This window comes from Bradyrhizobium sp. SZCCHNRI2009 (assembly GCF_032485115.1).
GTDB lineage: Bacteria > Pseudomonadota > Alphaproteobacteria > Rhizobiales > Xanthobacteraceae > Bradyrhizobium.
On sequence record NZ_JAUEUH010000004.1, the window covers coordinates 451584 to 471409 of the forward strand.

The following is a 19826-nucleotide window of genomic DNA, read 5'->3' on the forward strand; positions in this document are numbered from 1 at the left end:
GAGCACGAGCATGGGCGTCGCGATCCGCAAGACCAAGGCCGAGCTCGGGCTGGCCGATCTGTACCAGGGCGCCCGCCGTTATCTGCCGGGCGGCGAGGAGATCACGGCGGTGCGCGCCGCCGCTTTTGACCGCTTCAACGCGGTCGGCCTGCCGCATCGGCGCGTCGAGGCCTGGCGCTACACCGATCTGCGCACGCAGATGAAGGAGGCCAAGCGGCTGGCCTCGCTGCCCGATGATGCCGCCAAGACCAAGGCGCGCGAGGCGAGCGACCCGTTCGCGGGCACCGGCTTCCGCAAGCTGATGATCGTTGACGGTGCCTTCGTGCCCGAGCTGTCCGACCTCGCCGATCTCGAGCCCGGCCTCACCATCCAGCCGATGGCCGACGCGCTCGCGGCCGACAAGCCGCTGCTGTCGCAGCGGCTCGGTCCGGTCGTGCCGGACGACGATCCGGCGCTGGCGCTCAACACCGCGCTGGCTGCCAATGGCGTCGTGATCCTGGTGGCGCCGGGCACGGCGCTGAGCCGGCCAATCCACGTCGCGTTCGTCACGACGAACTGGGTCGCAACCTCGATGTACACGCGGTCGCTGGTCAATATCGGAACTGGGGCCAGCGCCACCATCGTCGAGTCGCATCAGGGGCCCGACGGCAGCGAATATCAGGTCAACACCGCGACGCAGCTCGTCGTCGGCGACGAGGCGCGGATCGACCATGTGAAGGTGACCCGGGAGGGCAACAGCGCGCTGCACATCTCCTCGCTGCTCGCCAATATCGGCGCGCGCGCGACCTTCAATCAGCTCGGCTTCGTCGCCGGTGGCAGCCTGGTGCGCAGCCAGCTGTTCGTGCACATCGCGGGCGAGGGAACCGTAGCCGACATCCGCGGCGGATCGCTGCTGTCCGGCGCCCAGCATGCCGACACGACCTTGGCGATCGAGCATGCCGCCGAGAACTGCCAGAGCCGCGAGACCTTCAAGGCTGTCGTCGGCGACACCGCGCGCGCAGTGTTCCAGGGCAAGATCACGGTCAGCCCCGGCGCGCAGAAGACCGACGCCAAGATGATGTCACGGGCGCTGCTGTTGTCCGACGAGGCCGAAGCCGACAGCAAGCCGGAGCTCGAAATCTTCGCCGACGATGTGCAATGCGGCCACGGCACCACGACCGGCGCGATCGATGACGAGCTGCTGTTCTATCTGATGGCGCGCGGCATTCCGCCGAAGGAAGCCAAGGCGCTGCTGATCCAGGCCTTCGTCGGCGAGATCATCGAGGGCGCCGCCAATGAGAGCGTGCGGGCGGCGCTAACGGAGGCGATGCTGGGCTGGCTCGGACAACGGGAGTAGGTGATGCATGCAGCGGTGCAGGGAAGCGGCTACGACGTTGGCCGCATCCGCGCGGATTTCCCGATCCTCGGCATGCAGGTGCACGGCAAGCCGCTGGTTTATCTCGACAACGCCGCGTCAGCGCAGAAGCCGCAGGCGGTGCTCGACCGGATGAACCAAGTTTATACGTCCGAGTACGCCAACGTGCATCGGGGGCTGCATTATCTCGCGAACGCCGCGACCGAGGCCTATGAGGGCGCCCGCGCCAAGGTGGCGGCGTTCCTCAATGCCGAAAGTCCGGAGCAGATCATTTTCACGCGCGGCGCCACCGAGGCGGTCAATCTGGTGGCGCAGACCTTCGGCCGCGAGCGGATCGGGCCGGGCGACGAGATCGTGCTGTCGATCATGGAGCACCACGCCAACATCATTCCCTGGCATTTCCTCCGGGAGCGGCAGGGCGCGGTGATCAAATGGGCTCCCGTCGACGACGACGGCAACTTCCTGCTCGACGAGTTCGAGAAGCTGCTGACGCCGCGCACCAGGATGGTGGCGATGACGCAGATGTCGAACGTGCTCGGCACCGTCGTCCCGGTCAAGGAGGTCATCCGCATCGCGCATGCGCGCGGCATTCCCGTGCTGGTCGACGGTTCGCAGGCGGCCGTGCACATGGAGGTCGATGTCCGCGATCTCGACGCGGATTTCTACTGCATCACCGGCCACAAGATCTATGGCCCCACCGGTATCGGCGCGCTCTACGGCAAGCGCGAGCTGCTGGCAGCGATGCCGCCGTTCAACGGCGGCGGCGAGATGATCCGCGAGGTCTCGCGGGAATGGGTCACCTATGGCGATCCGCCGCACCGCTTCGAGGCGGGCACGCCGCCGATCGTGGAGGCCGCCGGGCTGGGCGCCGCGATCGACTACGTTGCCTCGATCGGCAAGCAGCGCATCGCGGCGCATGAGCATGATCTCGTCACCTACGCCACCGAGCAGCTGCGCGAAATCAACTCGCTGCGCATCATCGGCAACGCCGCCGACAAGGGCGCCATCGTCTCGTTCGAGATGCAGGGCGCCCACGCCCACGACTTCGCCACCGTCATCGACCGCTCCGGCGTCGCGGTCCGCGCCGGCACCCATTGCGCCATGCCGCTGCTGGAGCGTTTTGGCGTCACCGCAACCTGCCGCGCGTCGTTCGCGATGTACAACACGCGCGAAGAGGTGGATGTGCTGGTACGTGCGCTGAAGAAGGCACAGGAGTTTTTCTCTTAAGAGCACTCGCGCCGTCCTGGCTGAGTTCCTACTGACTCGCATCTGGCGAGTCGGAAACGAGCATTCGCCAAGCTGGCGGTGCGCTCCCGCGCCGCGTGCGGGGAGAGGGTTGGGGTGAGGGGGAACTCTCCACACGCACCAGACTCGCGGAGAGTCCCCCTCACCCGGATTGCATCTTCGATGCAATCAGGCCTCTCCCCGCACGCGGGGAGAGGCGAAGACTGAATGTGCCGCGCTATAGCGGCTTCATCAAAGCAACAAATCAAAACCTACGCCGCCGCAGCCATCGCCGCCTGCGCATCGGCCTTGATGCGGCTGACCATCGAGCGGAAGCCGTTGGAGCGCTGGGGCGTGAGATGCTCGCGCAGGCCCAGCTTCTCGAACAGGGCGATCGGATCGGCGGCGAGAACGTCCGGCGCGGTGCGGCCGGAGACCATCGCCAGGAGGATCGCGACCAGGCCACGCACGATGTGCGCGTCGCTGTCGCCGACGAAATGCAGCACCGGCGCTGCGGCGTCGTGCCGCACGGCGGTGGCGAGCCAGACCTGGCTGGTGCAGCCCTGCACCTTGTTGCCATCATTGCGGTCGATGTCAGGCAGCGGCGGCAGGCCGCGGCCGAGCTCGATCACGTAGCGGTAGCGGTCGTCCCAGTCGTCGAGCAGCGCGAAATTCTCGACGATGTCCTCGATGTCCGGTATCCCCGGCGTCGCGGTCTGGGTCATCCTCAACATCATCCTCTCCTCGTCATCGGCAGATCTCCGTAGATGCGGCGGCCAGCTATGCCGTCATGTCCGGCTCGCTGCCGCGCCGCGCCAGCACGGAATCGACCGCGTGCGTGACGCCGTCGAAGGTGATCGGCTTGGCGATGATGGCTTCCGCGCCCTGCCGTAGGCCGGCCAGCGCGAGCGGCGACCGGGTCGATCCCGCGACCACGATGATGCCGGCCTGATGCATCTTCCGGGCGAGCATGCCGACCGTCTCGGCGCCGTCGTCCTCCAGGATGCTCATCCCGATGAGGACGGCGTCGGGCGAGGTCCGTGCCGCCTTGGTCAAAGCGTCGGCGGTCTCCGCGAAGGTGAAGGTCTCGTGACGCTCACTGAGAATGTAGCCCAGCGCCGAGCGGATCACCTGATCGGCTTCAATGACAAAGACGCGCGCCTTGCTCGCCATCAAAAGTACTCCTGCTGGCCCGTTCGAAAGCGGGTTTGATCTGCATCAAGCAAACTCCGTACCGCCGCTCCTGACCGGCCCCACGCGAGCGCTCCGCGGTGTTCTCTACGGAAGCGCCGCTCGGAGCCGCGGCGGCATGTGTCGTTTCGGACAGCACGGCGCGGGAGCGTCGGGTGAAAACCCCCGATGTCGGATTTGCAACAAGTCCATCCTAGCGCCGAGCTTGGCCGCATCTCTTTCAAAACATGGCCTTTTTAACGATTCCAAAGCTCTGGCACAGCCGTTGCAAAACTGGGCTCAGGCAATGGTTGAGGGCTGAGTGCACGCCGACGCTTCGGACGAGCGATGCTCTCCTTCCCAATAACCCGTCTGCCGGTTCTGGAGAGAGGACGCGGTCTCGCGATGCAAGGCGCATGCGGGACATTGGCAATCGGTTGATGGAGAGCAGAATGTCATCACTTCGACAAATCGCATTCTACGGCAAGGGCGGCATCGGCAAATCGACGACGTCGCAGAACACGCTCGCGGCGCTCGCCGAGATGGGTCATCGGATCCTGATCGTCGGCTGCGACCCCAAGGCGGATTCGACCCGCCTGATCCTGCACGCCAAGGCGCAGGACACGATCCTGAGCCTGGCTGCTGCCGCCGGCAGCGTCGAGGACCTCGAGATCGAGGAGGTCATGAAGGTCGGCTATCGCGACATCCGCTGCGTCGAGTCCGGCGGTCCGGAGCCGGGCGTCGGCTGCGCCGGCCGCGGCGTCATCACCTCGATCAACTTCCTGGAAGAGAACGGCGCCTACGAGGACATCGACTACGTGTCCTACGACGTGCTCGGCGACGTCGTGTGCGGCGGCTTCGCGATGCCGATCCGCGAGAACAAGGCGCAGGAGATCTACATCGTGATGTCCGGCGAGATGATGGCGATGTATGCCGCCAACAACATCTCCAAGGGCATCCTGAAATATGCGAATTCCGGCGGCGTGCGCCTGGGCGGCCTGGTCTGCAACGAGCGTCAGACCGACAAGGAGCTGGAGCTGGCGGAGGCTCTCGCCAAGAAGCTCGGCACCCAGCTGATCTACTTCGTGCCGCGCGACAACATCGTGCAGCACGCCGAGCTGCGCCGCATGACCGTGCTGGAATATGCGCCGGATTCGGTCCAGGCCGGGCACTACCGCTCGCTGGCGCAGAAGATCCACAACAACGGCGGCAAGGGCATCATCCCGACCCCGATCACGATGGACGAGCTCGAGGACATGCTGATGGAGCACGGCATCATGAAGGCCGTCGACGAAACCCAGATCGGAAAGACTGCCGCCGAACTCGCCGCAACGGCGTAACCGCCACCGGTGCTCCGGCCCTTCATCTCCAAGGGCCGGATCACCTCCGCAACCGATCATCGAGGAAAGCCAGATGAGCGTCACCGAGAAACAAAGCGTCGCCGAGATCAAGGCGCGCAACAAGGAACTGATCGCCGAGGTCCTGAAGGTCTATCCGGAAAAGACCGCCAAGCGCCGCGCCAAGCATCTCAACGTGCATGAGAACGGCAAGTCGGATTGCGGCGTCAAGTCGAACATCAAGTCGATCCCCGGCGTCATGACCATCCGCGGTTGCGCCTACGCCGGCTCGAAGGGCGTGGTGTGGGGCCCAATCAAGGACATGATCCACATCAGCCATGGCCCGGTCGGCTGCGGCCAGTACTCCTGGGCGGCGCGCCGCAACTACTACATCGGGACGACCGGCATCGACACCTTCGTGACGATGCAGTTCACCTCCGACTTCCAGGAGAAGGACATCGTCTTCGGCGGTGACAAGAAGCTCGCCAAGATCATGGACGAGATCCAGGAGCTGTTCCCGCTGAACAACGGCATCACCGTGCAGTCGGAATGCCCGATCGGCCTGATCGGCGACGACATCGAGGCCGTCTCCAAGGTCAAGTCGAAGGAGTATGACGGCAAGACCATCGTCCCCGTGCGTTGCGAAGGCTTCCGCGGCGTCTCCCAGTCCTTGGGTCACCATATCGCCAACGACGCGATCCGGGACTGGGTGTTCGACAAGCTCCCGGCCGATGCCGCGCCGCGCTTCGAGCCGTCGGCCTACGACGTCGCGATCATCGGCGACTACAACATCGGCGGCGACGCCTGGTCGTCCCGCATCCTGCTCGAGGAGATGGGCCTGCGCGTGATCGCCCAGTGGTCGGGCGACGGCTCGCTGGCAGAGCTCGAGGCGACGCCGAAGGCGAAGCTCAACGTGCTGCATTGCTACCGCTCGATGAACTACATCTCGCGCCACATGGAAGAGAAGTACGGTATTCCGTGGTGCGAATACAACTTCTTCGGACCGAGCAAGATCGCCGAATCGCTGCGTAAGATCGCCAGCTATTTCGACGACAAGATCAAGGAAGGTGCCGAGCGAGTCATCGCCAAGTACCAGCCCCTGATGGACGCCGTGATCGCCAAGTACCGGCCGCGCCTCGAAGGCAAGACCGTGATGCTGTTCGTCGGCGGTCTGCGTCCGCGCCACGTGATCGGCGCCTACGAGGATCTCGGCATGGAGGTCGTCGGCACAGGCTATGAGTTCGGCCACAACGACGACTATCAGCGCACCGCTCAGCACTACGTCAAGGACGGCACGCTGATCTACGACGACGTCACCGGCTACGAGTTCGAGAAGTTCGTCGAGAAGGTCCAGCCGGACCTGGTCGGCTCGGGCATCAAGGAAAAGTACGTGTTCCAGAAGATGGGCGTACCGTTCCGCCAGATGCATTCCTGGGACTACTCGGGTCCCTACCATGGCTATGACGGGTTCGCGATCTTCGCCCGCGACATGGACATGGCCATCAACTCGCCGGTCTGGAAGATGGCCAAGGCGCCCTGGAAGCAGGCGCCCAAGCCGTTGCTTCAGGCAGCCGAGTAAGCACCACCGCCCACGGCCTGGCTCTCCTTCGGCGGAGAGCCAGTGCTCCCTGATCGACACAGGAACATAGAGAGGGTTATCCCATGACGCAGAGTGCCGAACATGTGCTCGATCACTTCGAGCTTTTCCGTGGTCCCGAATACCAGCAGATGCTGGCGAACAAGAAGAAGATGTTCGAGAATCCGCGCGATCCCGCCGAGGTCGAGCGCATCCGCGAATGGGCCAAGACACCCGAATATCGCGAGAAGAATTTCGCCCGCGAGGCGCTGACCGTCAACCCGGCGAAGGCCTGCCAGCCGCTCGGCGCCGTGTTCGTTGCCGTCGGCTTCGAAAAGACGCTGCCGTTCGTGCACGGCTCGCAGGGCTGCGTTGCCTATTATCGCAGCCATCTGTCGCGCCACTTCAAGGAACCGAGCTCCTGCGTGTCGTCGTCGATGACCGAGGACGCAGCCGTCTTCGGCGGCCTCAACAACATGATCGACGGCCTCGCCAACGCCTACAACATGTACAAGCCGTCGATGATCGCGGTCTCCACCACCTGCATGGCGGAAGTCATCGGCGACGACCTCAACGCCTTCATCAAGACCTCCAAGGAGAAGGGCTCGGTTCCCGCCGAGTTCGATGTGCCTTTCGCCCATACGCCTGCCTTCGTCGGCAGCCATGTCACCGGCTACGACAATGCAATGAAGGGCATTCTCGAGCACTTCTGGGACGGCAAGGCCGGCACCGCGCCGAAGCTGGAGCGCGTTCCCAACGAGAAGATCAACTTCATCGGCGGTTTCGATGGCTACACCGTCGGCAACATCAAGGAAGTGAAGCACATCTTCGAGGCGATGGGGATCGAGTACACGATCCTCGGCGACAATTCGAACGTGTTCGACACGCCGACCGACGGCGAGTTCCGTATGTATGATGGCGGCACCACGCTGGAGGACGCGGCCAACGCGATTCACGCCAAGGCGACGATCTCGATGCAGCACTTCTGCACCGAGAAGACCCTGCCGTTCATCAAGAACCACGGCCAGGAGGTCGTCTCCTTCAACCATCCGGTCGGCGTGACCGGCACCGACGCCTTCGTGATGGCGCTGTCACGCATCACCGGCAAGGAGATTCCGGAGCAGCTCGCGCTCGAGCGTGGCCGCCTGGTCGACGCGATCGCCGATTCCAGCGCCCACATCCACGGCAAGAAGTTCGCGATCTACGGCGATCCGGATCTCTGCCTCGGCCTCGCCGCGTTCCTGCTCGAGCTCGGCGCCGAGCCGACCCATGTGCTCGCCACCAACGGCAACAAGGATTGGGCCGAGAAGGTGCAGGCCGTGTTCGACTCGTCGCCGTTCGGAAAGAACTGCCACGTGTATCCCGGCAAGGACCTGTGGCACATGCGCTCGCTGCTGTTCACCGAGCCGGTCGATTTCCTGATCGGCAACACCTACGGCAAGTATCTGGAGCGCGACACCGGCACGCCGCTGATCCGCATCGGCTTTCCGATCTTCGATCGTCACCACAAGCACCGCTATCCGGTGTGGGGCTATCAAGGCGGCCTGAACGTGCTTGTCACGATCCTCGACAAGATCTTCGACGAGATCGACCGCAACACCAACGTGCCCGCCAAGTCGGACTACAGCTTCGACATCATCCGCTAGGACACGGCGCGCGGCGGTCCCTCAAGGGCCGCCGCGTCTCGATCTGGCCGACGAGGCTCATGGGGAAGGCACTGAAAGCCTGAGCCTCCTCGGCCAAAAGACGCGCAGAAGGTCCGCCAACAGGAGAAGCCGATGAGCTCGCTGTCTGCCACGATCCAGAACGTCTTCAACGAGCCGGGTTGCGGCAAGAACGCCAACAAGTCCGAGGCCGAGCGCAAGAAGGGCTGCACCAAGCAGCTGCAGCCGGGCGGTGCGGCGGGCGGGTGCGCGTTCGATGGCGCCAAGGTCGCCTTGCAGCCGCTGACCGACGTCGCGCACCTCGTGCACGGACCGATCGCCTGCGAGGGGAATTCCTGGGACAACCGCGGCGCGGCCTCGTCTGGCTCGCAGATCTGGCGCACCGGTTTCACGACCGATATCAACGAGACCGACGTCGTGTTCGGTGGCGAGAAGCGGCTGTACAAGGCGATCAAGGAAATCATCGAGAAGTACGATCCGCCGGCGGTCTTCGTCTACCAGACCTGCGTGCCCGCCATGACCGGCGACGACATCAATGCCGTCTGCAAGGCGGCCTCGGCCAAATTTGGCAAGCCCTGTATCCCCGTCAACTCGCCCGGCTTCGTCGGCCCGAAGAATCTCGGCAACAAGCTCGCCGGCGAGGCGCTGCTCGACCACGTCATCGGCACCGTCGAGCCGGAGGTCACAACGCCCTACGACCTCAACATCATCGGCGAATACAATCTCTCCGGCGAGCTCTGGCAGGTGAAGCCGCTGTTCGACGAACTCGGCATCCGCATCTCCGCCTGCATCTCCGGCGACGGCCGCTACAAGGACGTCGCCTCGTCGCACCGCGCCCGCGCCGCGATGATGGTGTGCTCCAAGGCGATGATCAACGTCGCCCGCAAGATGGAGGAACGCTACGGCATTCCGTTCTTCGAGGGATCGTTCTACGGCATCCAGGACTCCTCGGACTCGTTGCGCGAGATCGCGCGCCTCCTGGTCGAGCGCGGCGCGCCGGCCGATCTGCTGGACCGCACCGAGGCGGTGATCGCGCGCGAGGAGGCCAAGGCCTGGGCGGCGATCGAGCCGTTCAAGAAGCGGCTCACCGGCAAGAAGGTGCTGCTGATCACCGGCGGCGTGAAGTCGTGGTCAGTCGTAGCGGCGCTGCAGGAGGCCGGCATGGAGCTGGTCGGCACCTCCGTCAAGAAGTCCACCAAGGAGGACAAGGAGCGCATCAAGGAGCTGATGGGCCAGGACGCGCACATGATCGACGATATGGCGCCGCGCGAAATGTACAAGATGCTCAAGGACGCCAAGGCCGACATCATGCTCTCGGGCGGCAAGTCGCAATTCGTGGCGCTGAAGGCGGCGATGCCCTGGCTCGACATCAACCAGGAGCGCTCCCACGCCTTTATGGGCTATATCGGGATGGTGAAGCTGGTCGCCGAGATCGACAAGGCGATCTACAACCCGATGTGGGAGCAGCTGCGCAAGCGGGCGCCCTGGGAGCAGGCCGACAGCAACTGGCAGGCCAGGGCGATTGCCCAGGCCAATGCAGAAGCGGCGGCGCTGGCGGCCGATCCGGTCGCCGCGGAAGCCGCGCGACGCGCCAAGAAGATCTGCCACTGCAAGTCGGTCGATCTCGGCACCATCGAGGACGCGATCAAGGCCCATGGCCTCGCCGATGTCGCCGGCGTTCGCGAGCACACCAACGCATCGGGCGGCTGCGGCGCCTGCGCCGGCCGTGTGGAGGACATCCTGGCGGCGCAGAAGGCGCCGGCCGAGCTGCTGCAGGCGGCGGAGTAGGGCGGCGCTCATGGCCAAGGTCACCATTGGAAAGAAGGCCTGCGCGGTCAATCCGCTCAAGATGAGCCAGCCGATCGGCGGCTCGTTCGCCTTCCTCGGCCTGCGCGGCGCGATGCCGCTGCTGCATGGTTCGCAGGGCTGCACCTCGTTCGGCCTGACCTTGTTCGTGCGCCACTTCAAGGAAGCGGTGCCGATGCAGACGACGGCGATGAGCGAGGTCGCCACCGTGCTCGGCGGCTATGAGAATGTCGAGCAGGCGATCCTCAACATCTACAAGCGACAAAAGCCGGAGATCATCGGCATCTGCTCGACCGGCGTCACCGAGACCAAGGGCGACGACGTCGACGGCTACATCAGGCTGATCCGCGAGAAACATCCAGATCTCGCGAATTATCCGCTGGTCTACGTCTCGACGCCGGACTTCAAGGACGCGTTCCAGGACGGTTGGGACAAGACCGTCGCCAAGATGGTCGAGGTGCTCGTCGACAAGCCGACCTCGACCCGTCGCGACCCGGCGCGGATCAACGTGCTGCCGGGCTGCCATCTGACGCCGGGGGATATCGAGGAGCTGCGCACCATCATCGAGGATTTCGGTCTGGAGCCATCGTTCCTGCCGGATATCGGCGGCTCGCTCGACGGCCACATCCCCGACGAGTTCACGCCGACAACGATCGGCGGCATCGGCCTGGAAGAGATTGCGACCATGGGCAGCGCGTCCTGGACGATCGCGATCGGGGCGCAAATGAAGCGAGCGGCGGAAGCGATCCAGGCCAGGACCGGCGTGCCGTATCGGCTGTTCGAGCGGCTCTGCGGGCTGCTGCCGAACGACGAGTTCATGACGTTCCTCAGCGAGATCTCGGGACGCCCGGTGCCGGCGAAATATCGCCGGCAGCGCGGCCAGCTCGCAGACGCGATGCTGGATGCGCATTTCCACATTGGCGGTCGCAAGCTCGCTGTTGGCGCCGAGCCGGATCTGCTGTTCGACGTCGCGAGCATGCTGCACGACATGGGCGCGCATGTGTCGGTGGCGGTCACCACGACGCAGTCGCCGGTGCTCGAGCGGATGCCCTGCGATGAAGTGCTGATCGGCGATCTCGAGGATCTCGAAAACCTGGCAAAGGAGCGCGACTGCGGCTTGATGCTCACGCATTCGCACGGCCGCCAGGCCGCCGCCCGCCTCAAGATCCCGTTCTACCGGATCGGCTTTCCGATGTTCGACCGGCTCGGGGCAGGGCATCTCCTGACGGTCGGCTATCGCGGCACGCGCGATCTGATCTTTGCGCTCGCCAATCTGATCATCGCCGATCGCGAGGACAACCATCAGCCGACGCCCGACACCTGGCTCGATCCCTGGAAGGACCTCGAACAGGCATCGATCGACACCGCCGTCGTGGCGCCACTGCATTGACGTTTCAGGAGAAAGGACCGACGACATGAAAGTCGCATTCGCTACCCAGGATCTGAAGCGCGTCGACGCCCATTTCGGCTGGGCCAAGAACATCGCGATCTACGATCTCGATCCCGAGGGCTACCGCTTCATCGAGAAGGTCGAGTTCGACGGCGATCTCAAGGAGGATGGCAACGAGGACAAGCTGGCGCCGAAGATCGAGGCGATCAAGGATTGCGCGATCCTCTATGTCGCCGCGATCGGCGGCTCCGGCGCAGCGCGCGTCGTCGCCAACAACATCCATCCGATGAAGGTCACCCAGCCCGAGGAGATCACCGATCTGCTCGGCAAGCTGCAGGCGGTGCTCAAGGGCACGCCGCCGCCCTGGCTGCGCAAGGCGCTGGCCAAGGGCCAGGAACGCGCGCTCGATTTCGAGGAATGAGGAAACCATCATGTCCGATACCGCGGTAGCCGTCGAAACCATCCCCGCCGAGCAGCGGCCCTTCGTCAAGGAGCTGATCAAGGTGTGGCGGGCCCAGGACACCCATGGCGCATGGGAGGGCAAGAAGGACATCGACCTGCTCGAGCCCTACATCCTGGACAAGGAGAAGCGGCGGGCGCTGCCGATCATCGGCGATCCCGATCCGGAGACGATCTGGCGGCTGGAGCTGTTCTTCAATGCGGTCGCGCTGTCGATCGAGAAGGCCACCGGCGTCATGATCTCGCCGATGCTGAAGATGAGTCACGAGGGCTTCGGCCGCATGGTGCTGATCGGCGGCCGGCTGATCGTCGTCAACAAGCTGCTGCGGGACGTGCACCGGTTCGGCTTCGACAATCTCGGCAAGCTGGCCGACGAAGGCGACAAGTTCGTCAAGGCCGGCGTCGAGATGATCGAGAAGTTCAAGGACGTCGCGAACTACTGAACGGCGAGGATGAGAGAGATGAGCGACCTGGATACCCTGAAGGCCGAGATCAAGAAGCTGTCGGCACGCGCCATGGATGCCAAGATGAACCTGCACGACCTGTCGGAGGAACTGCCCATCAACTGGGACCAGATCCTGCCGACGGCGCAGAAGGCGCATGACGCGTTCGCCGAGCTGGAGAAGAAGCGGGCCGAGCTGAAGAAGCTCGAAACCGCGTAAGCCCGATTTGAGGATCCGTCATCATGTCCAACGCAACCCGTGACGGTCGCGACTGGCGGCCGGACTATCTGGTCGCCATCGATCCGGCCAAGTGCATCGGCTGCGGCCGCTGCTACAAGGTGTGTGGCCGCGAGGTCATGACCCTGAAGGGCATCAACGACGAGGGCGAGTTCGTCGAGCTCGACGACGACGAGGATGACGAGGTCGAGAAGAAGATCATGGTCATGAACGACACCGGCGCTTGCATCGGCTGCGGCGCCTGCGCCCGGGTCTGCCCGACCAACTGCCAGACCCATTCGCCGGCGGCCTGAGATTGTCGAGCGTGCTGCCATGATGCGGATGGAGGCGAAATTCACGATCGGCCAGGTGACTCGGCACCGCGTCTACGATCTGCGCGGCGTCGTGTTCGATGTCGACCTGTCGTTCTCCGAGGAAGAGGGCTGGCGCGCCATCACCATGGACGCCAGGCTCGACAAGGAGCAGCCATTCTACTATCTGCTCGCCGAATGCGGCGAGAGCAGCTACATCGCCTATGTGCCTGAGCAGAACTTGGTGGCGGACGCTTCCGGGGAGCCGGTGAAGCATCCCGATATCGGCGAACTGTTCGATGTCGACGATGAGGGCAGCTATCGCTACCGCGGGCGGATCTTTCAGTAGATCTTGCCACTGCCGTCATTGCGAGGAGCCGCAGGCGACGAAGCAATCCAGAGTCGTCGTGCGGCCCTGGATCGCGTCGCTGCGTTCGCGATGACGGAGACTTGTGTTGGCCACGATCTATCCGCTCGTCATTCCGGGGCGCGCGCTTCGCGCGCCCCGGAATGACGGTCGAGAGATGAGGGCCAGGCCGAAAGCGGGGACTTTTACTCGATCCCCTGTTCCCTGGCCTTCCACATCGCCGCGATCCGGAAGCGCTCGTTGATCGCGGCGGGGTTGGCGAGGATCTCGGCCTGGGCGGCGGCGAACGCGCTCTCGACGATCGCTGCCTCGTCCTTGGTCAAAGTGATGCGGCCGGCCATGTGAGTCGCGTCGGGCGCGGCCTCCCAGATCTTGCGCCGGTTCGGATGCAGCTTGACCTCGACCAGCTCGAACGCCTCGAGCTCGCCTTCGAGGCAGATGGCGAGGCCAATCACCTCGACCTTGCGGCCGTCCTGCGTGGTCTTGACCAGAGTCTTTGCCATGCTCGTGCTCCCGTCGTTGAAATCACGCCGCGACCGGCGTGTCGTCGAGCTGGCTCCATTCCGCCCAAGCGCCGTCGTAGACGGCGGCGTTCGGAACGCCGAGCCGGTAGAGCGCCAACGCCAGCATGCAGGAGGTGATGCCCGAGGCGCAGGTGGTAACGATCGGCTTGTTCAGATCGACGCCCGCGGCCGTAAAGCGTGCGGTGAGCGCGTCGGGCGCCAGCAGCACGCCGGAGTCCGGATCGACCAGATCGGCCCAGGGCAGGTTGATGGCACCTGGAATGTGGCCCTGGCGCTTGAAGGTGAACACGTCTGCCTGCGTGCCGTCGAACTTGCCGGGCCCGCGCGCATCGATGAGTTGGCCGCCGGCCTGCAGCAGGCGACGCACGTCGGCCGAGGTCGCGACCAGGCCGGGCTGGAAGCTGGCCGTGAAGCTCGCCGGCACCGGGCGCACCGGCGTCATCTCCGCCGGCCTCTTCTCCTTGGTCCATTTGCCGAAGCCGCCGTCGAGCAGGGCGACGTTGTCGTGCCCGAATACGCGGAACATCCACCACACGCGGCCCGCGGCCGAGCCGCCATAGTGACGGTCGTAGACGACGACGCGATCGGCATTGCTGATGCCGAGCAGCCCGACCTTGTGGGCGAAATCGCCCGCTGACGGCAGCATGTGCGGCAGCGGGTTGGACTTGTCGGCGACCTGGTCGATATCGAAATGCACTGAGCCCGGCAGGTGCCGGCCGCGGTATTGCGTACGGCCGTCCAGGTTGGTGCTCGGATGGTGCCAGGTGCAGTCGAGGATCTTGGTGGCGGGATCGGAAAGATGTTGTGCCAGCCAGTCGGAGCTGACCAGGGTGCTCGAGGGATCCGTGCTCATGCATGCGCTCGCGATTTGAAGAGCCAACAGGATGACTGACGCGCTTGCGGGCGTCAGAGCGTCTTCGGCATCGGATAGCCCGGGCGTGGATGGGTGTCGTAGTATTCCGGACGCTCCGGCCAGCCGCCTTCGGCGACGATCTTGAAGGTCGCGACCGTGACCGGCGCGCCGGGCGAGCACGACACTTCGGTGAACTTGATTTCGCGCTCGCCTGGGCCGGCGGAGAAATCGGCGACGGTAGTACCGTCCGCCTTGCGCGCCCGCGCAAAGCCGGGCGTGCCGACGGTGGCCGCCGGCACGGACGTCGCGACGAAGTTCGGCTGCTCGAGGCCATCCACCGCGGCGCCGAAGGCGGGCGAGCCGAACGTGAAGGTCGCGAGCACGCCGCTGCGGTCGACCGGCTTGTCCGCGGTGATCGGACGCGCCACCGAGTAGACCGTCAGCGTGCCGCCCTCCAATGCCGCCTTGATGTCGTCGAGCGAGCTCTCGACGAATTCCAGTGCCACGTTCATGTCGATCTCCTTACAAAGAGGCGCCTTTGCAGGAGAAATTTTCAAGTTCTGTGCCAGTCTATCGCAGCAGCAAAGAAGGCGAGGCGGACAGGCGGAGTTGCGCGAATCTTGCAACGCGGCTCGCAAGCGAGCCGACCGTCGCTCCTGCTGCGCCGAAGCGGCCGTGTCGGAGATGCGCCAGACATCGATGAGGCCCGACATGACGACCGACGTCGCCTACGCCATCTGCAGCTTCAACGACATTCCGAGCCGCCGCGCCATGGGCTTCCAGCTCGTGATCGTCGCGGAGGACGGCAGCCACCGCCCGTGGCCGATCTTCGTGATCCGCTGGGGCAAGCAGGTGTTCGGCTATCTGAACATGTGCCCGCACGACAAGGTCAATCTCGACTGGGAGCGCAATCAGTTCCTGGACGGCAACGGCCTTCGCATCCTCTGCGGCAAGCACGGCTCGCTGTTCGAGATCGGTACCGGGCTCTGCGTCGATGGCCCGTGCAGGGGCGAGAGCCTGACGCCGGTCGCGCTGAGCGTGCTGGATGGCGACATCTGCGTGACCGGCGTGACCCTGGTCGAGGATGACGAGGAAGAGGGTGAGACCGGCCTGCAGTGTGAGGACGGCTGAGGCGGCGATCGCGGTGAAGTCCCGACGGAAACTGCCGGGACTTCATCTTGAATTTGAAGAAACGGACGGTCTCAGACTGGCCGGTTCTCGTTGCGGTTCTTGACCGGCTCCATCCTGGCCAGTGCATCCGCGTAGGGCACGAGATCGTAGTTCTCGCTGAAGTCCTTGGCGGCGTCGAGCACGTAGTCGAGCTTGCCGGCGGTATCGAGCTTCTTGATGTCGTTCTTGTCGATCGACAGCAGCTCCAGCATCTCCTTCCAGACCGTGGATTCGTCGCAAGGCAGCACGTAGAAGGTGATGTCGTCGATCTTGATGCGGTACTTCGCCAGCAGATCGATGTTGTTGCAGAACATGAAGTACTTGCCGTCCGGCGTCAGCAGGCCCTTGAGCACCTCGGCCGCGGTCTCGAGATAGGCCAGCGAGTGGATGTAGCCGACGAGCACCGGGATCGTCGATGCACCGTCCTGCGCGATCGTCAGCACCTGCTCGATCGAGAAGTCCGGCGGACGCTTCTCGTCCGCAACCTGGGTCTGGAACTTCAGCGCGATATCGCCGCGGAAGCCGAACCGTCCCGGCTTGGTGGTCGGCGCCTTGAGAACGGCGTTCAGCAGCCGCCCTTCCTTGTCGAGCTGCGCGAGCGCGGTGGTCTCGATCGCAACCGTCTTCTCCAATGTCGTCATCAGCAATCCCCTCGCATGTCCTTGTCAGCCGTTCGCCGCACGGCGCGGTCGAAAGGGGCGTGATGCAAATTGTCTGCCGGTGTGTGTTGCAGCTTGATTTGCTTGGTTCTTTTGCCTCTCGCGCCAGTCGATTGTCGGGTTTGCGCCCCGACATCGCGCCGACGCCCGCGCGACACGGCGTGAACAGCGCCTGTCGGAAAGCCGACACGCGTCGGAAACGCCACAGCGACAACATGAAAAGTTGAGGTCTTTCAGGCGATTGCTGCATGGCATGAGACTTGCCAATTCCGTTCACAACAGCCGAATGGGAAAGGCGAGACGATGATGATCAACCTGACCGACAGCGCCATCAATGCGGTCCGCAACGCGATCACGACCTCCGACAAGCCGGTCGACGGCCTCAGGATTATGGTCGAAGCCGGCGGCTGCGCCGGGCTGAAATACAACATGGGCCTCGTCAGCGGCAGCGAGCCGGAGGACACCGTGATCGAGCGCGAGGGCGTGCGCGTGCTCGTCGATCACAAGAGCCTCGAATATCTCGAAGGCACGACGATCGATTTCGTCATCGCGCTCGAGGGCTCCGGCTTCACCTTCGAGAACCCGAATGCCAAGTCGAGCTGCGGCTGCGGCAAGTCGTTCGCTTGAGTCTTCGCTCGATCATCCAACACGCGAGAAGTGAAACCATGCTGGTCGAATCCCAGGGCATCGTCGAAGCGCCGTCGCAGATGAGCGAGCGCGAGCGGATCATCCGGGCCGTGATCGAGGAGGTCCGTCCGAACCTCAAGCGCGACGGCGGCGATTGCGAGCTCGTCGAGATTGACGGCAACAAGATCATGGTCAAGCTCGCCGGCGCCTGCATCTTCTGCAAGCTCGCCAGCGCGACGCTGGAGGGCATCCAGGCGCGCATGATCGAGAAGCTCGGCGAATTCGTCCGCCTCGTTCCGGTGGCCGGCGCAGCCAAGGCGCGGCATTAAGGAGCGGCCTTGCGTCCGGTCTATCTCGACAACAACGCGACGACACGAGCCGATCCAGAGGTCGTCGCGGCGATGTTGCCGTTCTTTACGGACCAGTTCGGCAATGCTTCATCCTCGCATGCCTTCGGCAGCGAGGTCGCCGGGGCCGTGAGGCAGGCGCGCAAGAGCCTGCAGGCGCTGCTCGGTGCCGTCTTCGACCACGAGATCGTCTTCACCTCGGGCGGGACGGAATCCGACAATGCCGCGATCCTGTCGGCGCTGGAGACGCAAGACGGCCGCGACGAGGTCGTCACGACGGCTGTGGAACATCCCGCGATCCTGTCGCTCGTCGAATACCTCATGGACAAGCGCGGCGTCGCGGTGCATCTGATCGGCGTCGATGCGGCCGGCCGGCTCGATCTCGAGGCTTACAAGCGCGCGCTCGGCCCGCGCACGGCCATCGCCTCGGTGATGTGGGCCAACAACGAAACCGGCACGCTATTTCCGGTGTCCGATCTGGCCAGGCTCGCGCATGAGGCCGGCGCGCTGTTCCACACCGACGCCGTGCAGGCGGTCGGCAAGATCGCGATCGATCTGAAATCCGCTGGCGTCGACATGCTGTCGTTGTCCGGCCACAAGCTGCACGGCCCCAAGGGCATCGGTGCGCTTTATGTTCGGAAGGGCACACCGTTCGCGCCGCTGCTGCGCGGCGGCCCGCAGGAGCGCCGCCGGCGCGGCGGCACCGAGAACGTGCCGGGCATCATCGGGCTCGGCAAGGCGGCCGAGCTCGCGGCAAAGCATCTCACGGACGAGCAGGGCCGCGTTCGCGCGCTGCGCGACCGGCTGGAGCAGGGCATCCTCCAGAGCGTCGGCCATTGCGTCGTGCTCGGCGACCTCGCTGCGCGGCTGCCGAACACCTCCAACATCGCCTTCCGGCATCTCGAGGGCGAGCCGATCGTCATGCGGCTGAACCAAGCCGGTATCGCCGCCTCGCTCGGCTCGGCCTGCGCTTCCGGCTCGATGGAGCCGTCGCACGTGCTCCGCGTGATGAACGTGCCGCCGGATCTGCTGCGCGGGGCTGTCCGATTCTCGCTGTCGCGCGACACCACGGACGACGACATCGATCGCGTGCTGCAGATACTGCCCGACATCGTCGGCCGGCTGCGCGAGACTTCGCCGGCCTGGCTGCAGCATCGTCAATCGCCATCGGCGGACGCCCTTCGCCCTACGGAGCTCACGCAATGAAAGTCATGATCCGCCGCTCGCCGGAAACGGGCCTGTCGATCTACGTCCCCAAGAAGGATCTCGAGGAGCCCATCGTTGAGTCGGAGCACGAGTCCTTGTGGGGCGGCTGGATCCGCATCGCCAACGGATGGGTCCTCGAACTGCCGCAGATGGCTGCCGACACGCGGCTGCCGATCACGATCAATGCGCGCAAGCGCGGTGGCGAAGGGGACGAGTGATGAATGCGCCACTTCCTCATATCGACATCGTCAAGCAGGCCGATGCCGAGGCCCTGCTCAAGGACGTCGTCGCCGGACTGAAGGCCGGCAAGGTCGTCCCGTTCCTCGGTCCCGCCGTGTCCGAGCAGTCCGGCGCCACGGTGCCGATGAATCCTGAAGCGCTGGCTGCGTTCTTCGGCACCAAGGTGGCGCTGCCGCGCCGAGCCAAGGGCAATGCGTGGGCTTCAGCCCAGCACATCGAGAGCACGCGCCACCGCTCGACGGTGACCGCGCTGATGGCCGAAGCCTTTGCCGCGCCCGTTGCACCGACACCGCTGCAGCAGCATCTGGCGTCGCTGCCGTTGCCGATGATCGTCGACAGTTGGTATGACGGCGCAATGCGAACCGCGCTCGGCGGGCGCGGCGATTGGGGCGAGGTGCAGGGCATCACGCGGGCCGGAATCGGCGAGGACCGCTGGTATCGCTTCTACGACGCCGCGGGCGCCGAGAGCGATCGCGAGAAGGCCGCAAGCTGGACCACGCTGCTCTACAAGCCGCATGGCGGGATCACGCCGGCCAGGAACTTCCTGATCACCGATGCCGACTATGTCGAGGTGCTGACCGACATCGACATCCAGACACCGATACCCGACACGGTCAAGGACCGGCGCACCGACCGAAGCTTCCTGTTCATCGGCTGCCGCTTCAACGACCAGTTGCTGCGCACCTATGGCCGCCAGGTGATCAAGCGCTCCGGCGCCGATCACTACGTCCTGGTCGAGCCCGACTCATTGTCGAAGAACGAGCTGAAGTTCTTCATCGCCGAGCGGTTGACGCCGATCGCGATTCCGCTGGCCCGCGCGAGCGAGATCATCATCGGCGGCTGAGCGAGACCACGACACCGGAAATCGAACAGCGCGGCCGCA

Annotated in this window: 24 protein-coding genes; 18 read left to right on the top strand and 6 right to left on the bottom strand. The window is 64.7% G+C overall.

Annotation, left to right across the window (positions count from 1 at the left end; genetic code table 11):
* The first annotated feature begins 10 nt into the window (after nt 1-10).
* Nucleotides 11-1336, top strand: coding sequence for a Fe-S cluster assembly protein SufD (gene sufD, locus QX041_RS17250; protein WP_316166069.1), 1326 nt, complete (start codon nt 11-13; stop codon nt 1334-1336).
* Between the two features lie 3 nt (nt 1337-1339).
* The gene (locus QX041_RS17255) at nt 1340-2581 is read left to right on the top strand and encodes a cysteine desulfurase (RefSeq protein ID WP_316166071.1); all 1242 of its coding nucleotides are present in this window, start codon (nt 1340-1342) and stop codon (nt 2579-2581) included.
* A gap of 269 nt (nt 2582-2850) precedes the next feature.
* Here the strand turns inward: QX041_RS17255 and QX041_RS17260 are convergent, their stop codons facing one another.
* Together QX041_RS17260 and QX041_RS17265 are read right to left on the bottom strand one after the other, a co-directional pair.
* Nucleotides 2851-3312 carry a SufE family protein gene (locus QX041_RS17260; protein WP_316166072.1) on the bottom strand — a complete coding sequence of 154 codons (462 nt, stop codon included), beginning with the start codon at nt 3310-3312 and terminating at the stop codon, nt 2851-2853.
* A 46-nt stretch (nt 3313-3358) separates the two neighbouring features.
* On the bottom strand, nt 3359-3751 hold the full coding sequence (locus tag QX041_RS17265) for a response regulator (RefSeq protein WP_315713161.1): 393 nt from the start codon (nt 3749-3751) through the stop codon (nt 3359-3361).
* Between the two features lie 449 nt (nt 3752-4200).
* Between QX041_RS17265 and nifH the strand changes: the two genes are divergently transcribed.
* The 10 genes from nifH to hspQ all read left to right on the top strand — a co-directional run bounded on the left by nifH (nt 4201) and on the right by hspQ (nt 13299).
* The gene (gene nifH / locus QX041_RS17270) at nt 4201-5088 is read left to right on the top strand and encodes a nitrogenase iron protein (RefSeq protein WP_315713086.1); all 888 of its coding nucleotides are present in this window, start codon (nt 4201-4203) and stop codon (nt 5086-5088) included.
* Between the two features lie 73 nt (nt 5089-5161).
* Nucleotides 5162-6664, top strand: a complete 1503-nt coding sequence (nifD, locus tag QX041_RS17275; protein WP_315713160.1) for a nitrogenase molybdenum-iron protein alpha chain — start codon at nt 5162-5164, stop codon at nt 6662-6664.
* An 83-nt stretch (nt 6665-6747) separates the two neighbouring features.
* Entirely contained in the window at nt 6748-8307 is a 1560-nt protein-coding gene (nifK, locus tag QX041_RS17280) for a nitrogenase molybdenum-iron protein subunit beta (RefSeq protein WP_315768870.1), read from the top strand.
* A 132-nt stretch (nt 8308-8439) separates the two neighbouring features.
* A complete protein-coding gene (gene nifE / locus QX041_RS17285; RefSeq protein ID WP_316166074.1) occupies nt 8440-10113 on the top strand; it encodes a nitrogenase iron-molybdenum cofactor biosynthesis protein NifE in 1674 nt (557 codons plus the stop codon).
* 10 nt (nt 10114-10123) lie between these two features.
* Nucleotides 10124-11521, top strand: a complete 1398-nt coding sequence (gene nifN, locus QX041_RS17290) for a nitrogenase iron-molybdenum cofactor biosynthesis protein NifN (protein ID WP_316166076.1) — start codon at nt 10124-10126, stop codon at nt 11519-11521.
* Between the two features lie 25 nt (nt 11522-11546).
* Complete coding sequence (gene nifX, locus QX041_RS17295; protein WP_315713153.1) at nt 11547-11942, top strand: nitrogen fixation protein NifX; 396 nt, start codon at nt 11547-11549, stop codon at nt 11940-11942.
* 10 nt (nt 11943-11952) lie between these two features.
* Nucleotides 11953-12423 (top strand): NifX-associated nitrogen fixation protein, encoded by a 471-nt coding sequence (locus QX041_RS17300; RefSeq protein WP_316166077.1) that lies wholly within the window; start codon nt 11953-11955, stop codon nt 12421-12423.
* A gap of 18 nt (nt 12424-12441) precedes the next feature.
* Nucleotides 12442-12642 carry a CCE_0567 family metalloprotein gene (locus QX041_RS17305; protein ID WP_315713150.1) on the top strand — a complete coding sequence of 67 codons (201 nt, stop codon included), beginning with the start codon at nt 12442-12444 and terminating at the stop codon, nt 12640-12642.
* Between the two features lie 23 nt (nt 12643-12665).
* Nucleotides 12666-12953, top strand: coding sequence for a ferredoxin III, nif-specific (fdxB, locus tag QX041_RS17310; RefSeq protein ID WP_315713149.1), 288 nt, complete (start codon nt 12666-12668; stop codon nt 12951-12953).
* Nucleotides 12954-12972: 19 nt separating this feature from the next.
* The gene (gene hspQ / locus QX041_RS17315) at nt 12973-13299 is read left to right on the top strand and encodes a heat shock protein HspQ (RefSeq protein WP_315752839.1); all 327 of its coding nucleotides are present in this window, start codon (nt 12973-12975) and stop codon (nt 13297-13299) included.
* Between the two features lie 203 nt (nt 13300-13502).
* On the opposite strand, the gene QX041_RS17320 is transcribed toward hspQ, so the two are convergent.
* Genes QX041_RS17320 through QX041_RS17330 form a run of 3 tightly spaced genes read right to left on the bottom strand, consistent with a single transcriptional unit; the run spans nt 13503 to nt 15206 of the window.
* On the bottom strand, nt 13503-13820 hold the full coding sequence (locus tag QX041_RS17320; RefSeq protein WP_315713146.1) for a hypothetical protein: 318 nt from the start codon (nt 13818-13820) through the stop codon (nt 13503-13505).
* Nucleotides 13821-13842: 22 nt separating this feature from the next.
* Nucleotides 13843-14694, bottom strand: coding sequence for a sulfurtransferase (locus QX041_RS17325; protein WP_315752840.1), 852 nt, complete (start codon nt 14692-14694; stop codon nt 13843-13845).
* A gap of 53 nt (nt 14695-14747) precedes the next feature.
* On the bottom strand, nt 14748-15206 hold the full coding sequence (locus tag QX041_RS17330; protein ID WP_315768856.1) for a hypothetical protein: 459 nt from the start codon (nt 15204-15206) through the stop codon (nt 14748-14750).
* A 199-nt stretch (nt 15207-15405) separates the two neighbouring features.
* Here QX041_RS17330 and QX041_RS17335 point away from each other — a divergent pair, with 199 nt between their 5' ends.
* Nucleotides 15406-15825, top strand: coding sequence for a Rieske (2Fe-2S) protein (locus tag QX041_RS17335; protein WP_316166078.1), 420 nt, complete (start codon nt 15406-15408; stop codon nt 15823-15825).
* Between the two features lie 71 nt (nt 15826-15896).
* On the opposite strand, the gene QX041_RS17340 is transcribed toward QX041_RS17335, so the two are convergent.
* The gene (locus tag QX041_RS17340; RefSeq protein ID WP_315825171.1) at nt 15897-16505 is read right to left on the bottom strand and encodes a hypothetical protein; all 609 of its coding nucleotides are present in this window, start codon (nt 16503-16505) and stop codon (nt 15897-15899) included.
* Nucleotides 16506-16829: 324 nt separating this feature from the next.
* On the opposite strand from QX041_RS17340, the gene QX041_RS17345 reads away from it, so the two are divergent.
* From QX041_RS17345 to QX041_RS17365, 5 genes are read left to right on the top strand one after another with little or no spacing between them, the layout of a single operon-like run.
* Nucleotides 16830-17150, top strand: a complete 321-nt coding sequence (locus QX041_RS17345; RefSeq protein WP_257170758.1) for a HesB/IscA family protein — start codon at nt 16830-16832, stop codon at nt 17148-17150.
* Nucleotides 17151-17188: 38 nt separating this feature from the next.
* Complete coding sequence (locus QX041_RS17350; protein WP_315713137.1) at nt 17189-17479, top strand: NifU family protein; 291 nt, start codon at nt 17189-17191, stop codon at nt 17477-17479.
* 9 nt (nt 17480-17488) lie between these two features.
* Complete coding sequence (gene nifS / locus QX041_RS17355) at nt 17489-18703, top strand: cysteine desulfurase NifS (RefSeq protein ID WP_316166080.1); 1215 nt, start codon at nt 17489-17491, stop codon at nt 18701-18703.
* On the top strand, nt 18700-18921 hold the full coding sequence (gene nifT / locus QX041_RS17360; protein WP_315713133.1) for a putative nitrogen fixation protein NifT: 222 nt from the start codon (nt 18700-18702) through the stop codon (nt 18919-18921). The genes nifS and nifT overlap by 4 nt, the downstream gene beginning before the upstream one ends.
* Entirely contained in the window at nt 18921-19787 is an 867-nt protein-coding gene (locus tag QX041_RS17365; protein ID WP_316166081.1) for an SIR2 family protein, read from the top strand. Before nifT ends, QX041_RS17365 begins: the two co-directional genes overlap by 1 nt.
* Nucleotides 19788-19826 lie beyond the last annotated feature (39 nt).

What these genes read in the sequence shown, in the direction of transcription:
- hspQ (WP_315752839.1), top strand. Translation starts at nt 12,973, where the DNA reads ATGATGCGGATGGAGGCGAAATTCACGATCGGCCAGGTGACTCGGCAC.
- nifX (WP_315713153.1), top strand. Translation starts at nt 11,547, where the DNA reads ATGAAAGTCGCATTCGCTACCCAGGATCTGAAGCGCGTCGACGCCCAT.
- fdxB (WP_315713149.1), top strand. Translation starts at nt 12,666, where the DNA reads ATGTCCAACGCAACCCGTGACGGTCGCGACTGGCGGCCGGACTATCTG.
- QX041_RS17320 (WP_315713146.1), bottom strand. Translation starts at nt 13,820, where the DNA reads ATGGCAAAGACTCTGGTCAAGACCACGCAGGACGGCCGCAAGGTCGAG.
- QX041_RS17255 (WP_316166071.1), top strand. Translation starts at nt 1,340, where the DNA reads ATGCATGCAGCGGTGCAGGGAAGCGGCTACGACGTTGGCCGCATCCGC.
- nifE (WP_316166074.1), top strand. Translation starts at nt 8,440, where the DNA reads ATGAGCTCGCTGTCTGCCACGATCCAGAACGTCTTCAACGAGCCGGGT.
- QX041_RS17345 (WP_257170758.1), top strand. Translation starts at nt 16,830, where the DNA reads ATGATCAACCTGACCGACAGCGCCATCAATGCGGTCCGCAACGCGATC.
- QX041_RS17325 (WP_315752840.1), bottom strand. Translation starts at nt 14,694, where the DNA reads ATGAGCACGGATCCCTCGAGCACCCTGGTCAGCTCCGACTGGCTGGCA.
- nifD (WP_315713160.1), top strand. Translation starts at nt 5,162, where the DNA reads ATGAGCGTCACCGAGAAACAAAGCGTCGCCGAGATCAAGGCGCGCAAC.
- QX041_RS17335 (WP_316166078.1), top strand. Translation starts at nt 15,406, where the DNA reads ATGACGACCGACGTCGCCTACGCCATCTGCAGCTTCAACGACATTCCG.
- nifH (WP_315713086.1), top strand. Translation starts at nt 4,201, where the DNA reads ATGTCATCACTTCGACAAATCGCATTCTACGGCAAGGGCGGCATCGGC.
- QX041_RS17365 (WP_316166081.1), top strand. Translation starts at nt 18,921, where the DNA reads ATGAATGCGCCACTTCCTCATATCGACATCGTCAAGCAGGCCGATGCC.
- nifT (WP_315713133.1), top strand. Translation starts at nt 18,700, where the DNA reads ATGAAAGTCATGATCCGCCGCTCGCCGGAAACGGGCCTGTCGATCTAC.
- nifN (WP_316166076.1), top strand. Translation starts at nt 10,124, where the DNA reads ATGGCCAAGGTCACCATTGGAAAGAAGGCCTGCGCGGTCAATCCGCTC.
- QX041_RS17350 (WP_315713137.1), top strand. Translation starts at nt 17,189, where the DNA reads ATGCTGGTCGAATCCCAGGGCATCGTCGAAGCGCCGTCGCAGATGAGC.
- sufD (WP_316166069.1), top strand. Translation starts at nt 11, where the DNA reads ATGGGCGTCGCGATCCGCAAGACCAAGGCCGAGCTCGGGCTGGCCGAT.
- QX041_RS17340 (WP_315825171.1), bottom strand. Translation starts at nt 16,505, where the DNA reads ATGACGACATTGGAGAAGACGGTTGCGATCGAGACCACCGCGCTCGCG.
- QX041_RS17265 (WP_315713161.1), bottom strand. Translation starts at nt 3,751, where the DNA reads ATGGCGAGCAAGGCGCGCGTCTTTGTCATTGAAGCCGATCAGGTGATC.
- QX041_RS17260 (WP_316166072.1), bottom strand. Translation starts at nt 3,312, where the DNA reads ATGTTGAGGATGACCCAGACCGCGACGCCGGGGATACCGGACATCGAG.
- QX041_RS17330 (WP_315768856.1), bottom strand. Translation starts at nt 15,206, where the DNA reads ATGAACGTGGCACTGGAATTCGTCGAGAGCTCGCTCGACGACATCAAG.
- nifK (WP_315768870.1), top strand. Translation starts at nt 6,748, where the DNA reads ATGACGCAGAGTGCCGAACATGTGCTCGATCACTTCGAGCTTTTCCGT.
- QX041_RS17300 (WP_316166077.1), top strand. Translation starts at nt 11,953, where the DNA reads ATGTCCGATACCGCGGTAGCCGTCGAAACCATCCCCGCCGAGCAGCGG.
- QX041_RS17305 (WP_315713150.1), top strand. Translation starts at nt 12,442, where the DNA reads ATGAGCGACCTGGATACCCTGAAGGCCGAGATCAAGAAGCTGTCGGCA.